The organism is Streptococcus sp. 2022WUSS037 (genome assembly GCF_044427225.1).
Lineage (GTDB): Bacteria > Bacillota > Bacilli > Lactobacillales > Streptococcaceae > Streptococcus.
The window spans coordinates 1-13438 of record NZ_JAOTGJ010000041.1 but is presented as its reverse complement, the minus strand read 5'-3'; the positions used below and the strand labels follow the sequence as shown (position 1 = coordinate 13438).

General features: G+C 41.0%; 12 protein-coding genes. All 12 read left to right on the top strand.

Annotated features, from left to right (window positions below; all coding sequences use genetic code 11):
* Positions 1 to 294 precede the first annotated feature (294 nt).
* The 12 genes from murD to ileS all read left to right on the top strand — a co-directional run bounded on the left by murD (position 295) and on the right by ileS (position 13081).
* The gene (murD, locus tag ODU55_RS10530) at positions 295 to 1644 is read left to right on the top strand and encodes a UDP-N-acetylmuramoyl-L-alanine--D-glutamate ligase (protein ID WP_398582798.1); all 1350 of its coding nucleotides are present in this window, start codon (positions 295 to 297) and stop codon (positions 1642 to 1644) included.
* Between the two features lie 2 nt (positions 1645 to 1646).
* The gene (locus ODU55_RS10525; protein WP_032501551.1) at positions 1647 to 2711 is read left to right on the top strand and encodes a UDP-N-acetylglucosamine--N-acetylmuramyl-(pentapeptide) pyrophosphoryl-undecaprenol N-acetylglucosamine transferase; all 1065 of its coding nucleotides are present in this window, start codon (positions 1647 to 1649) and stop codon (positions 2709 to 2711) included.
* 5 nt (positions 2712 to 2716) lie between these two features.
* Complete coding sequence (locus tag ODU55_RS10520) at positions 2717 to 3799, top strand: cell division protein FtsQ/DivIB (protein WP_398582797.1); 1083 nt, start codon at positions 2717 to 2719, stop codon at positions 3797 to 3799.
* Positions 3800 to 3951: 152 nt separating this feature from the next.
* A complete protein-coding gene (gene ftsA, locus ODU55_RS10515) occupies positions 3952 to 5331 on the top strand; it encodes a cell division protein FtsA (RefSeq protein ID WP_398582796.1) in 1380 nt (459 codons plus the stop codon).
* Positions 5332 to 5356: 25 nt separating this feature from the next.
* Positions 5357 to 6586, top strand: a complete 1230-nt coding sequence (gene ftsZ / locus ODU55_RS10510) for a cell division protein FtsZ (protein WP_024385822.1) — start codon at positions 5357 to 5359, stop codon at positions 6584 to 6586.
* 6 nt (positions 6587 to 6592) lie between these two features.
* Entirely contained in the window at positions 6593 to 7264 is a 672-nt protein-coding gene (locus ODU55_RS10505; protein ID WP_398582795.1) for a YggS family pyridoxal phosphate-dependent enzyme, read from the top strand.
* Between the two features lie 16 nt (positions 7265 to 7280).
* The gene (locus ODU55_RS10500; RefSeq protein ID WP_398582794.1) at positions 7281 to 7844 is read left to right on the top strand and encodes a cell division protein SepF; all 564 of its coding nucleotides are present in this window, start codon (positions 7281 to 7283) and stop codon (positions 7842 to 7844) included.
* Positions 7845 to 7848: 4 nt separating this feature from the next.
* Entirely contained in the window at positions 7849 to 8112 is a 264-nt protein-coding gene (locus ODU55_RS10495) for a YggT family protein (RefSeq protein WP_002943042.1), read from the top strand.
* A gap of 2 nt (positions 8113 to 8114) precedes the next feature.
* Positions 8115 to 8906 carry an RNA-binding protein gene (locus ODU55_RS10490; protein ID WP_398582793.1) on the top strand — a complete coding sequence of 264 codons (792 nt, stop codon included), beginning with the start codon at positions 8115 to 8117 and terminating at the stop codon, positions 8904 to 8906.
* An 8-nt stretch (positions 8907 to 8914) separates the two neighbouring features.
* Entirely contained in the window at positions 8915 to 9604 is a 690-nt protein-coding gene (locus ODU55_RS10485) for a DivIVA domain-containing protein (protein WP_114866261.1), read from the top strand.
* Positions 9605 to 9837: 233 nt separating this feature from the next.
* Positions 9838 to 10278 carry a GNAT family N-acetyltransferase gene (locus ODU55_RS10480; RefSeq protein WP_398582792.1) on the top strand — a complete coding sequence of 147 codons (441 nt, stop codon included), beginning with the start codon at positions 9838 to 9840 and terminating at the stop codon, positions 10276 to 10278.
* A gap of 13 nt (positions 10279 to 10291) precedes the next feature.
* Complete coding sequence (gene ileS / locus ODU55_RS10475; RefSeq protein WP_398582791.1) at positions 10292 to 13081, top strand: isoleucine--tRNA ligase; 2790 nt, start codon at positions 10292 to 10294, stop codon at positions 13079 to 13081.
* Positions 13082 to 13438 lie beyond the last annotated feature (357 nt).

Below are 13438 nucleotides of genomic sequence, written 5' to 3'. Positions count from 1 at the left end.
ATCAGTGATAGTGATATTTTTGTCTTTAATTCTGAGAAAATTTGTGATAAGATTTAGTTGTTCCATATGAACCTTTCTAGAATGATAGTTTGAACGCTTTTCATTATAGGTCATATGGGACTTTTTTTCTATACTCAAAAAGGCTCTATAATCTCTACAGTGGTTTTACCCACTACAGAAATTATAGAGCCGATGAAATTAACCGACGCTTTTGCGTCGGTTTTTCTGTCCTCTGGCTTGAAAAAGGTCTTCGTAAAGGGTAAAATAAGGTGTTAGAAAGTAAAGGTAATTGAGATGAAGATGATTGATATTGTAAAAAATAAGAAAGTGTTAGTGCTAGGTTTAGCTAAATCAGGGGAATCCGCAGCCCGTCTTCTGGATAAATTGGGTGCCATCGTCACGGTTAACGATGGAAAGCCTTTTGAAGAAAATCCGACTGCTCAATCTTTGTTGGAGGATGGCATCCGTGTAATTTGCGGGAGCCATCCCTTGGAATTATTGGATGAAGATTTCGCTTTGATGGTAAAAAATCCAGGAATTCGCTATGATAATCCTATGGTTGAAAAAGCAATTGGCAAAGGAATTCCAGTATGGACAGAGGTTGAATTGGCCTACTTGGTATCAGATGCTCCAATAGTTGGGATTACAGGTTCGAACGGCAAGACAACGACAACGACCATGATTGCAGAAGTCTTGAATGCAGGAAATAAACCTGCAAAATTATGTGGAAATATTGGTTACCCAGCATCTTCGGTCGCTCAAACTGCGACTGCAGAGGATACCTTGGTCATGGAATTATCGTCTTTCCAGTTAATGGGGACAGAATCTTTCCGTCCGCATATCGCCGTTGTGACCAATCTCATTGCCAGTCATATTGATTATCACGGGACTTTTGAAGACTACGTAGCAGCTAAATGGATGATTCAGCGTCAGATGACGGCTGAGGATTTTGTAGTGCTCAACTTCAACCAGAAAGAAGCCAAGGAATTGGCTGAACAGACCAAGGCAACGGTTGTTCCATTTTCAACACAGGAAGTGGTTGATGGAGCTTATTTGGCAGATGGAAAACTCTATTTCAAGGGTGAATACATCATGGATGCTGACCAAATTGGTGTTCCAGGTTCACACAATATTGAAAATGCCTTGGCAACCATTGTGGTTGCAAAATTGTTGGGAGTAGATAATAAAGCCATTCAGGAAAGTTTGTCTGCCTTTGGAGGAGTCAAACACCGCCTGCAATTTGTAGGTGAAATCAAGGGCGTTGCCTTCTACAATGATAGTAAGTCTACCAATATTTTGGCGACTCAAAAAGCTCTTTCAGGGTTTGACAATAGCAAGGTCATTTTGATTGCAGGCGGCTTGGACCGTGGCAATGAATTTGATGAATTAGTCCCTGATTTGGTCGGACTAAAGAAAATGGTGCTCCTTGGCCAATCAGCTCCCCGTGTTCAACGTGCTGCTGATAAAGCAGAGGTGGAAACGATAGAAGCTCTCGATATTGCGGATGCGACTCAAAAAGCCTTTGCCATTGCGGAAAAAGGAGATATTGTCCTTTTAAGTCCAGCCAATGCAAGCTGGGATATGTATGCCAATTTTGAGGTACGTGGCGACGTCTTCTTACAGACCTTTGAGGAGTTGAAATAATCATGAAAAAAATTGTTTTTACAGGCGGAGGGACTGTTGGGCATGTGACGCTCAATCTCCTTTTGATTCCGCGATTTTTGGAAGAAGGCTGGGAAGTCCACTATATTGGTGATGGGAACGGTATTGAGCATGAGCAGGTTGTGAAATCAGGTTTAGATGTCCATTTCCATTCTATTTCGACTGGGAAATTGCGCCGTTATTTCTCTTTCCAAAACATGTTGGATGTGTTTAAAGTTGGTTTTGGTGTTCTTCAATCCTTAGCCATTATTGCAAAAATCCGTCCGCAAGCTCTTTTTTCAAAAGGTGGGTTTGTATCGGTTCCGCCAGTTATTGCTGCTAATTTGTTGCGGGTTCCGGTCTTTATCCATGAATCAGACTTAACAATGGGACTGGCCAATAAAATAGCCTATAAATTTGCGACAACCATGTATAGTACTTTTGAGCAACCTGCAAGCTTGGCTAAAGTAAAACATGTTGGTGCGGTTACAAAAGTGGGGCAAACGAATGACAAAGTTACACCAATTCAGTTGCCAGAAATTCTCAGTCACTTCGATAAAAGTCTACCGACCCTACTGTTTGTAGGTGGTTCGGGCGGTGCTAAGGTTTTTAATGATTTAATCAGTCAGAATAGTGCTGCTCTGACCGAACGATTCAATATTATCAACTTGACAGGGGACAGTAGTCTCAACCAATTAGATAAAAACCTATATAGAGTTGACTATGTGACAGAACTTTATCAACCGTTGATGGATTTAGCGGATGTCGTTATTACCCGTGGTGGCTCTAATACTCTGTTTGAGTTGATTGCCATGCAACAACTCCATTTGATTGTGCCACTAGGACGGCAGGCCAGTCGAGGGGATCAGATTGAAAATGCTCTCTATGCAGAGAAAAAGGGATATTCTAAGCAGATTGATGAAAGTCAATTGACATTTGCCAGTCTGTTAGTAGAAGTTGATGAGCTATTGAAAAATAAGGAATTTTATATCCAAAACATGGCAAATTCTAATGAAATTCAGTCAGTAGATAGTTTTTACAATTTGCTTAGAGAAGATATGGGAAGGTAGGTTCTATGACGGAAAAAGATTCAAATGTAGAAGAATCAGTGCTAGAAGTGGAACAGGCGTCCCAAGTAAAATTGGATTCAGAACAAATTTCACCAGCAGAGAAAGAGTCTGTATTAGCCGAAGAAAAAGGACTTTCTACGGATGTAGACATACCTGAGATGACTGCTCCGGATGATGAAAAAAGTGCCTTTTTCGAACAATGGAAAGCACGCCACCAAGCCTACCTTGCTCATAAAGATGAGGCAGATGTTCAGGCAGTTGACGAAGGGCAGACAGAACAGAAGAGCCCAAAAGCTAGAAAGAGTAAAAGAGTCCTTTTTCAGGGAATAAACAGAAGACAAGAGAATCGGGAATCCAAAAAGGAAACAGAGAAAGAGGTTCAAACTTTAAAAGTTGATATTCCTTCCAAGGTAGTGTGGAAAGCCGTTCCAGTTCTTGTGGCGAGCTTGTTATTGGCAGCCTTGGCTCTGTATTTTATTTCTCCAACCAGCAAGAAAAAACAGATAGAGGTCGTTGGAAATGAGCGACTAACTGCTGAGCAAGTAGAAAATTATAGCCTTATCTCTCCAGATGATTACATTGTAACCATAGCTTTGCATGCAGATGCTTACGCAAAGAATATTAAGAAGAATAGTTCGTCTGTAGAGACAGCAATAATCAAGTTCCAATTTCCAGCTATCTTTACGATTCAAATTAAAGAATACGCTATAATAGGCTACATTCAGCAACAAAGTCAGTGGTATCCAGTATTGTCTAGTGGAGAGGTTGGTGGAGAGTCAATTTCACAGGATTCCTTGCCAGAAGGCTACCCAACAATTAATTTATCCGACAAGGAATTAATCAAGGAACTGGCCATTGAATTGGGTAAAATAGATGCAGGAATTCGTTCTGCTATTCAGACAATAAATTTAACGCCAAGTAAAGTGACTGCGGATTTGCTGACACTCAATATGGCAGATGGGAACACGGTTTTAGTTCCATTGAGTGAGATTAGCCAGAAGTTGCCTTACTATACAAAAATAGCGGCAGAAGTGACAGTTCCAACGACAATTGATATGGAAGTTGGTATTTATAGATATGCAAGCTGAAATAGATAATTTTGTAAAGAAAAAGTAATAAAAAAATCCTTTAAAAACACCATAATTCGATATAATATGGTATAATGAATGATGACTAATTATACTATTTTTCAAAATGGAAGATGATTTGTTAAAGTTGGAAGTAAGAGAGGACTGATAGAATGGCTAGGAACGGCTTTTTTACGGGATTAGATATTGGTACAAGCTCCGTTAAAGTCTTGGTTGCAGAATATATTGATAACGAAATGAATGTGATTGGGGTCAGCAATGTAAAAAGTGCTGGCGTCAAAGATGGAATTATTGTAAATATTGAGGTGGCTGCTGGAGCGATTAAAAAAGCAATCGAGCAGGCAGAAGAAAAGTCAGGTATCCGCATTGAAAAGGTAAATGTTGGATTACCTGCCAACCTTCTTCAGATTGAACCGACTCAAGGGATGATTCCTGTTACAACAGATTCACAAGAAATTACAGACTTGGATGTTGAAAATGTTGTAAAATCAGCATTGACAAAGAGTATGACTCCGGAACGCGAAGTGATTTCATTTATTCCAGAAGAGTTCACTGTCGATGGATTCCAAGGCATTAAGGACCCTCGTGGAATGATGGGAATTCGCTTGGAAATGCGTGGTATGCTGTACACAGGACCACGTACCATTCTTCACAATCTTCGTAAAACGGTGGAGCGTGCAGGTGTCCAAGTTGAAAATATTGTAATTTCTCCGTTGGCACTAACTCGCTCTGTATTGAATGAAGGTGAACGTGAGTTTGGTGCGACTGTCATTGATCTTGGTGGCGGTCAAACGACTGTGGCTGTTATGCGTGGCCAAGAGTTGCAATATACAAACATCTACCAAGAAGGTGGAGATTACATCACAAACGATATTTCAAAAGTATTGACAACTTCAAAGAGTATTGCTGAAAACTTGAAATACAACTACGGCATTGCCTATCCGCAAGATGCAAGTGATAAGGAAAAATTCACTGTTGACGTGATTGGAGAAAACGCTCCAGTTGAAGTGACCGAGCGCTACCTTTCAGAAGTGATAGCGGCACGTCTGCGTCAGATTTTTGACCGTGTGAAACAAGATTTGGAGCGTACACGTGCTCTAGATTTACCAGGAGGCATTGTTATTGTAGGTGGTGGTGCTATCTTACCAGGAATTACAGAATTGGCCCAAGAAGTGTTTGGTGTTAACACTAAACTTTATGTTCCAAATCAAATTGGTATCCGCAATCCAGCATTTGCAAGTGTGATTAGCTTTGTTGAGTATGTTGGTGAGTTAGAAGATGTAGAAAATATTGCCCAACATGCGGTGAATGGTGAAACTCTTTTGAGACATAAACCTGTTGAAATATCTGTAACTCGTCCTCGAATTAGTCAGCCAATTCAAAAAGAAATCGTGAGCGAATTGAATACTGTGGAGCATGCTGATGAGCAAGTGATTCCTGCTTATCATGATGAGGAAGAAGAAGTTCGTCCAGCTGCTAAGGGAAACATCACAGATCGCATTCGTGGTTTGTTTGGCAGCATGTTTGAATAAGAGAAAAGAAAAGGTGATTTAAACTATGGCATTTTCATTTGAAGCAGCAGCTAGTCATGGTGCTGTCATTAAAGTAATCGGTGTCGGCGGTGGTGGCGGAAACGCGATTAACCGTATGATTGAAGAAGGTGTTGCTGGGGTTGAGTTCATTGCAGCAAACACAGATGTACAAGCGCTAAGTAGCTCTAAAGCTGAAACAGTTATCCAACTAGGTCCTAAATTGACTCGTGGTTTGGGTGCTGGAGGTCAACCTGAGGTTGGTCGTAAAGCTGCTGAGGAAAGCGAAGAAGCATTGACTAATGTATTAACTGGTGCAGATATGGTCTTCATCACTGCTGGTATGGGCGGTGGCTCAGGGACTGGTGCGGCTCCTGTTATTGCACGTATTGCTAAAAACTTGGGTGCGTTGACTGTCGCAGTTGTGACTCGTCCGTTTGGTTTTGAAGGTAATAAACGTGGAAACTTTGCGATTGAGGGAATTGAAGGTCTTCGCGAACAAGTAGATACACTCTTAATTATTTCAAACAACAACCTTCTTGAAATTGTTGATAAGAAAACACCGCTTTTAGAAGCACTAAGCGAAGCTGATAATGTTCTTCGTCAAGGTGTTCAAGGAATTACAGACTTGATTACAAATCCTGGTTTGATTAACTTGGACTTTGCAGATGTGAAGACAGTTATGGAAAACAAAGGAAACGCCTTGATGGGTATCGGTATCGGTACTGGTGAGGACCGAGTGATTGAGGCGGCTCGTAAAGCGATTTATTCTCCTCTTCTTGAAACAACAATTGATGGTGCAGAGGATGTCATTGTCAATGTTACAGGTGGTTATGACATGACTCTGACAGAAGCAGAAGATGCTTCAGAAATCGTTAATCAGGCTGCGGGTCAAGGTGTTAACATTTGGTTGGGTACATCTATTGATGAAACAATGAAAGATGAGATTCGTGTGACTGTTGTGGCTACAGGGGTTCGTCAAGATACTGCTGATAAACCAGCCCGCCATCGCACGGAAGCTGTTTCACCACGCCCTTCTCAACGCTTTGATCATTCAGTAGCATCAGCACCAACTCGTGGAGCTGCACAACAAACTGAGGCGCCGAAAGCTTCTGCCTTCGGAGAGTGGGATTTGCGTCGCGAAAACTTGATTCGTCCAACTGACGCAGAACCAACATCCACTGTTTCAGTCGAAAAATTTACAATGGATCAAGATGAGGATGAATTGGATACACCACCATTCTTCCGTAATCGCTAAACTAAAATGAATTTTCAAAAGAATAAGGATGCTATCTTTTCAGCAGTTGCAAAAGCTGCTGAGAAGGCAGGTCGTCCGAGTGAATCAGTAAAGGTAATAGCTGTCACCAAATATGTTGACAGCTCTATTGCTAATCAGCTAGTGAATACTGGAATTACTCATATTGGAGAAAATCGAGTCGATCAGTTCTTGGAAAAGTATAATGCCCTAGCAGACAAACAATTGACATGGCATTTGATAGGGACTTTACAGAGAAGAAAGGTCAAGGACATTATTCCATTTGTTGATTATTTCCACGCCCTAGACTCTGTCAAACTAGCTCAGGAAATAGATAAACGTGCGACTAAAATAGTCAAGTGTTTCCTCCAAGTCAACGTTTCCGGTGAGGAGAGTAAGCATGGCTTTGCAGTATCTGAGATTGATGCGGCACTTGCTGAAATTAGTTTATTGGAGAACATTGAACTTGTTGGATTGATGACGATGGCACCGATTGATGCTACAGATGATGAATTAGACGAGATTTTTTCTAAAATGCAGGAAATCCAAGAAGAACTAGCTAAAAGGAACTTACCACGTATGCCCTTTACAGAGTTAAGTATGGGAATGAGTGGGGACTTTGAACGCGCCATTGCTCACGGAGCTACATATGTGAGAATTGGCTCAGCATTCTTTGAATAATGGAGAGGAGGAAAATATGGCATTAAAAGATACATTTAAGAACTTATTTAATTACTTTGAAGTTGACGAAGTCAATGAAGTTGAAGAACAGGCAGATGCCTATTCAATGCCTAATGATCGTCCTAAAATGCGTGTTGCCAATACTACAGCTGCACCTGTGCGCGAACAGCAGCCAAAAGTAGAGACGCGTCGGGAAGCACGTTCAGAAAGTCAACTTCAACGCCTACATGAAAGGCAGCAAGAATTGATGACTAATAATAACGAAAAAGAGATTGTCAAAACTACAATTGATATTAAGTTTCCAAAACGTTATGAAGATGCACCAGAGATGGTAAATCTTTTATTAGACAATGCGAGTATTCTCATTGATTTTCAATATATGTCGGAGCAACAAGCAAGACGCTGCCTAGACTACTTGGATGGTGCTCGTTCAGTATTATCTGGAAATTTGAAAAAGGTCTCAAATACCATGTGGCTGTTAACTCCAGTAAATGTCACTGTCAATATTGAAGAATTGCGCAATGCTGGTACAACTACTGGTGCGGCTGATTCAAATTTTGACTTTGATATAAAACTGTAACGCTATGCAAATTTTGATTTTTTTACTATTAAAAATTGTAGAGATTTATTCTTATCTCTTATTGGCATATGCTTTGCTAAGTTGGTTTCCTAGCCTATACACAAGCTCGATTGGACGTTTGATTCAATGGCTGGTAGCACCCATTTTAAAACCCTTTAGGCGATTTAATCTGCAATTTATGGGGTTGGATTGGACCGTAATGGCAGCCATGATTGCGCTTAATATGGGAACTCGCTTCTTGGTTCAATTATTGCTACTGTTAGCATAGTTATGAAAAATGACAAAAACTTATTGCAACATTTTTCTAGGGAAGAAAGAGAGTTTGTAGAGAAAATAATGGATATGTGTCAGCAAGTTGAAGATACGTATTCATATAGATTAACTCACTTTTTACATCCTAGACAAGATGAAATTGTATGCAAAATTGCTAACTACTACCAGTTACAAACGTTTTCTAGTCGGGACTTTGTTTCGACTGAACATTCGCGGGTTATTATTGCCCCGGCTTATTATGAGTTGGACATCAAGGACTTTGAGTTAACCGCTCTTCATTTGTCCTATGCTAGAAAATTTAACATCTTATCCCATTCACAAGTTCTTGGAACTTTTCTCAATCAACTAGGGATTAAAAGGGAGTATTTGGGTGATATTTTGATTGATGATGAACGATTGATTGTCTTTATCGATCAGAAATTTGGGCAGATTGCCTTACAATCTATCACTAAAATTGCTCGTGTCCCTGTTAAGGGAAAGGAAGAAGAATGGATGACTGTTCGACTACCGATTGGACAGGAATGGCGTTCAAAGGATGTGTTGGTTTCTAGTATGAGATTAGATAAATTGATTTCGGTCGCATTTAATCTTTCAAGGGCAACTGCAAATAAGTTGATTGTGGCTGGACATGTGAAGTTGGATTATGTTCTGGCAGAACAAACCAGTAAATTAGTTGAAATAGGGCAATTAATTAGTGTTAGGAGATATGGTAGAGTTCGCCTAAATGAATTTTTAGGTTTTTCTAAGCAAGGGAAGATAAAATTAAAGTTAGACATTGTTAAAACTTAGGAGGAAAGATGGCACTTACAGCATTAGAATTAAAAGATAAAACCTTTGCTACAAAATTTAGAGGATACGACGCAGATGAAGTTGATGACTTTTTGGACATTGTAACGCGTGATTATGAGGATTTAATTCGTAAAAATCATGACCAAGAGTTAGAATTGAAAAATTTGCGGGAACGTTTGGCTTATTTTGATGAGATGAAAGAATCATTGAGTAAATCAGTTCTTTTAGCTCAAGATACAGCTGAGAAAGTAAAGGTTGCGGCCGAAGATCAAGCGGCAAATATTATTAAACAAGCTGACTATGATGCGTCAACATTGTTACATGAAGCTAAAGATAAAGCAAATGAAATTCTTCGTAATGCGACTGACAACGCGAAAAAAGTTGTCATTGAGACTGAAGAATTAAAAAACAAGACACGTATTTTCCATCAGCGTCTGAAATCAACAGTAGAAAGCCAATTATCATTGGTTAATTCATCTGAATGGGAGGAAATTCTTCGCCCAACAGCAAGTTACATTCAAACAAGTGACGAGGCTTTCCGTGATGTTCTTCATAAGGCTTTGGATGAAGAATTACCTGTTGAAGAAGAAAGTTTGGATTATACACGTCAATTGACACCAGAAGAAATTGCAGAATTAACTCGTCAGGCAGCAGCCTTTGAGAGTGGAGAGTCTGTAGAAATTTCAACAGAAGAATAATAAAGATCATAAGCAGAGACACGGTCGGTAGAAATATTTATAGCGAGTAGGAGATGGTGGAAGCCCTACAATCTCTTTCTATGGATCATCACTTTGTTTGATTTTTCCTGAAAGTAGTAAGGAAAGACGGTCCGTTCACGTTACGAACATAGAGGGATAGGGGAAACTCTATCTAAACTAAGGTGGTACCACGAACTTTCGTCCTTATTGATGGAAGTTTTTTTATTGTTTTTATGATACGATTAGAACTTGTAAATAAAGAAAATTTTGACGAGGTCTTGCAAGTCCAACTAGCATCTGGGGATCAGCGCCGTGTTGCTTCAGTTGAGTATTCTTTGGCACAGGCATGGCTGTATCGCGAGGAAGAGAATATACTTCCTTATGCGGTAAGATCTGGTCAGAAGGTCATTGGCTTTTTATTGTTATCCCTTCTAGCTGAGGACAAGAGCTACTATGTATGGCGCTTGTTGATTGATAAAGATTGTCAAAATCGTGGATTTGGTAAAGAAGTTATTCGGCAAGTGATTGGAAAGGCAAAGGCTGATCCGCTTTGTCATAAAATTTCTATAAATTATGTTATTGGCAATCATAAAATGCGGTATATCTTAGAAAAATTTGGCTTTCAATCAGTTGGTATGATTGGCCAAGAAATAAAAATGGAATTAACTTTTTAATAAAGGAGATAAAATGAAACTCAAAGAAACCCTTAATTTAGGCAAAACGGCCTTCCCAATGCGTGCAGGCTTACCAACACGTGAGCCAGAATGGCAAAAGGCTTGGGATGAAGCAAACTTGTATGCTCGTCGCCAAGAACTCAATGAAGGCAAACCTGCCTTCCACCTCCACGATGGCCCTCCCTACGCTAACGGAAATATCCACGTTGGGCATGCTTTGAACAAGATTTCTAAAGATATTATCGTTCGCTCTAAGTCAATGTCTGGCTTCCGTGCACCATTTGTACCGGGTTGGGATACGCATGGTCTTCCTATTGAGCAAGTCTTGGCAAAACAAGGTGTTAAGCGCAAGGAAATGGATTTGGTAGAATACCTTGAAATGTGTCGTGATTACGCTCTTAGCCAAGTTGACAAGCAACGTGATGATTTCAAACGCTTGGGTGTTTCTGCAGACTGGGAAAATCCATACATCACCTTGACGAAAGACTACGAAGCAGCTCAAATTCGTGTCTTTGGTGCTATGGCAGACAAGGGCTACATCTACCGCGGTGCTAAGCCAGTTTACTGGTCTTGGTCATCTGAGTCTGCCCTTGCAGAAGCTGAGATTGAATACCATGACATTGACTCAACATCTCTTTACTATGCTAACAAGGTCAAAGATGGCAAGGGGCTCTTGGATACAGACAGCTACATCGTTGTCTGGACAACGACTCCATTTACAGTAACGGCTTCTCGCGGTTTGACCATGGGAGCAGACATTGACTATGTCTTGGTTCAACCAGCTGGTTCTGACCGTAAGTATGTCTTGGCAGAAGCCTTGGTTGATAGCTTGGCAGCCAAATTCGGTTGGGAATCCTTCGAAGTGATTTCAAAACACAAGGGTGCTGAGTTCGAATACATCGTGACCGAACACCCATGGGATAGAGAAGTTGATGAATTGGTCATCTTGGGTGACCATGTCACAACGGACTCGGGTACTGGTATCGTCCATACGGCTCCAGGTTTTGGTGAGGATGACTACAATGTCGGTGTCAAATATGACTTGGAGGTTGCGGTAACGGTCAATGAACGTGGCTTGATGAATGAAGCTGCAGGTCCTGATTTTGAAGGGCAATTCTATGACAAGGTTGTACCAACGGTTAAGGAAAAATTAGGCGACTTACTCCTTGCAAGTGAAGTGATCAATCACTCATACCCATTTGACTGGAGAACCAAGAAGCCAATCATCTGGCGTGCAGTGCCACAGTGGTTTGCCTCTGTTTCGAAATTCCGTCAGGAAATCTTGGACCAAATCGAAGCAACGACCTTTATTCCTGCTTGGGGTAAAACACGTCTTTACAACATGATCCGTGACCGTGGTGACTGGGTCATCTCTCGTCAGCGTGCTTGGGGTGTGCCGCTTCCAATCTTCTATGCAGAAGATGGTACCGCGATTATGACCAAAGAAGTGACAGACCACGTTGCTGCCCTTTTTGAAGAGCATGGCTCTATCATCTGGTGGAAATCAGAAGCCAAAGATCTTTTGCCAGCTGGTTTCACTCATCCAGGTTCACCAAATGGCGAATTTACCAAAGAAACAGACATCATGGACGTATGGTTTGACTCTGGTTCATCTTGGAATGGTGTCATGAACGCCCGTGAAAATCTTGCCTACCCAGCAGACCTCTACCTAGAAGGTTCTGACCAATACCGTGGTTGGTTTAACTCATCCTTGATTACCTCTGTAGCCGTAAATGGTCATGCACCATACAAGGCTGTCTTGTCACAAGGTTTTGTCTTAGATGGCAAAGGTATGAAGATGTCTAAATCTCTAGGCAATACCATTCTGCCAAGTGATGTTGAGAAACAATTTGGTGCAGAAATCTTGCGTCTGTGGGTGACATCCGTTGATACTTCAAACGACGTACGTGTGTCTATGGATATTCTTGGACAGGTTTCTGAAACCTACCGTAAAATCCGTAATACCCTTCGCTTCTTGATTGCCAACACTTCTGATTTCAATCCTGCAAGTGATGCGGTGGCTTATGAAGAGCTTCGTTCGGTTGACCAGTACCTCTTGGTGAAATTTAACAAACTGGTAGCTCAAATCCGCGAAGCATATGACAACTATGACTTCATGGCTATCTACAAGTCTGTGGTTAACTTTGTCACACTTGACCTGTCAGCCTTCTACCTCGATTTTGCCAAAGACGTTGTCTACATTGATGGTGCGAAATCCCTTTCTCGTCGTCAGATGCAGACAGTCTTCTATGACATCTTGGTGAAAATTACCAAGCTCTTGACCCCAATCTTGCCACATACGGCAGAAGAAATCTGGTCTTACTTGGAACACGAAGCAGAAGAGTTTGTACAATTGGCGGAAATGCCAGAGGTGGAAAACTTTGCCAATGAAGCGCAGCTTTTGGCTGATTGGGAAAACTTTATGGTCTTCCGTACTCAAGCACAAAAAGCCTTGGAAGAAGCGCGTAATGCCAAAGTTATCGGTAAGTCACTTGAAGCTCATTTGACTGCCTATGTCTCAGCTGAAACCAAGTCCTTCTTGGAGAGCTTGAATGCAGACCTTGCTCAGTTGCTCATCGTTTCAAACTTGACAGTAACCACGGAAGCAGCTCCTGAAAGTGCACTTGTAGTGGATGAAGTTGCCTTTGCAGTAGAACGTGCAGCAGGTGAAGTATGTGACCGTTGCCGCCGTATTGATACTAGCGTTGTAGAACGCAGTTATGGGGCAACAATCTGTGATCACTGTGCAAGCGTAGTGGAAGAGAACTTCCCAGAAGCAGTAGCTCAAGGTTTTGAAGCCTAAGCAATCACAATACATTTGTTAAAGTCTATCTAGCGATAGGCTTTTTTTGTAATACTCTTCGAAAATCAAAATTATCCGTTGTCACGAGTCTTGATGAGTGAAAAGCTCCAGTGGAGGTTTTCAGCCTGTTACCTTGAAATAAGAAAGTAACAGAGTTCTATCTTCGGCTTCGTTTCCTAGGCTACTTTTGATTTTCATTGAGTATAATAGAAAAAAAGAAGCCAATTGGCCAATGTCATTAAGTTAACATTCGGCAGTACATCTACACTGTCTACTCCCAAGTATTTATAGTCATTTAGTTTTAAAATAGTATTCCAAAGAATACTCAACCGATTGAAATCTCCTCAATAACTCAGC

Excerpts from the sequence above, each read along its gene's own strand:
- murD (WP_398582798.1), top strand. The coding sequence starts at position 295 with ATGAAGATGATTGATATTGTAAAAAATAAGAAAGTGTTAGTGCTAGGT.
- ODU55_RS10525 (WP_032501551.1), top strand. The coding sequence starts at position 1,647 with ATGAAAAAAATTGTTTTTACAGGCGGAGGGACTGTTGGGCATGTGACG.
- ODU55_RS10520 (WP_398582797.1), top strand. The coding sequence starts at position 2,717 with ATGACGGAAAAAGATTCAAATGTAGAAGAATCAGTGCTAGAAGTGGAA.
- ftsA (WP_398582796.1), top strand. The coding sequence starts at position 3,952 with ATGGCTAGGAACGGCTTTTTTACGGGATTAGATATTGGTACAAGCTCC.
- ftsZ (WP_024385822.1), top strand. The coding sequence starts at position 5,357 with ATGGCATTTTCATTTGAAGCAGCAGCTAGTCATGGTGCTGTCATTAAA.
- ODU55_RS10505 (WP_398582795.1), top strand. The coding sequence starts at position 6,593 with ATGAATTTTCAAAAGAATAAGGATGCTATCTTTTCAGCAGTTGCAAAA.
- ODU55_RS10500 (WP_398582794.1), top strand. The coding sequence starts at position 7,281 with ATGGCATTAAAAGATACATTTAAGAACTTATTTAATTACTTTGAAGTT.
- ODU55_RS10495 (WP_002943042.1), top strand. The coding sequence starts at position 7,849 with ATGCAAATTTTGATTTTTTTACTATTAAAAATTGTAGAGATTTATTCT.
- ODU55_RS10490 (WP_398582793.1), top strand. The coding sequence starts at position 8,115 with ATGAAAAATGACAAAAACTTATTGCAACATTTTTCTAGGGAAGAAAGA.
- ODU55_RS10485 (WP_114866261.1), top strand. The coding sequence starts at position 8,915 with ATGGCACTTACAGCATTAGAATTAAAAGATAAAACCTTTGCTACAAAA.
- ODU55_RS10480 (WP_398582792.1), top strand. The coding sequence starts at position 9,838 with ATGATACGATTAGAACTTGTAAATAAAGAAAATTTTGACGAGGTCTTG.
- ileS (WP_398582791.1), top strand. The coding sequence starts at position 10,292 with ATGAAACTCAAAGAAACCCTTAATTTAGGCAAAACGGCCTTCCCAATG.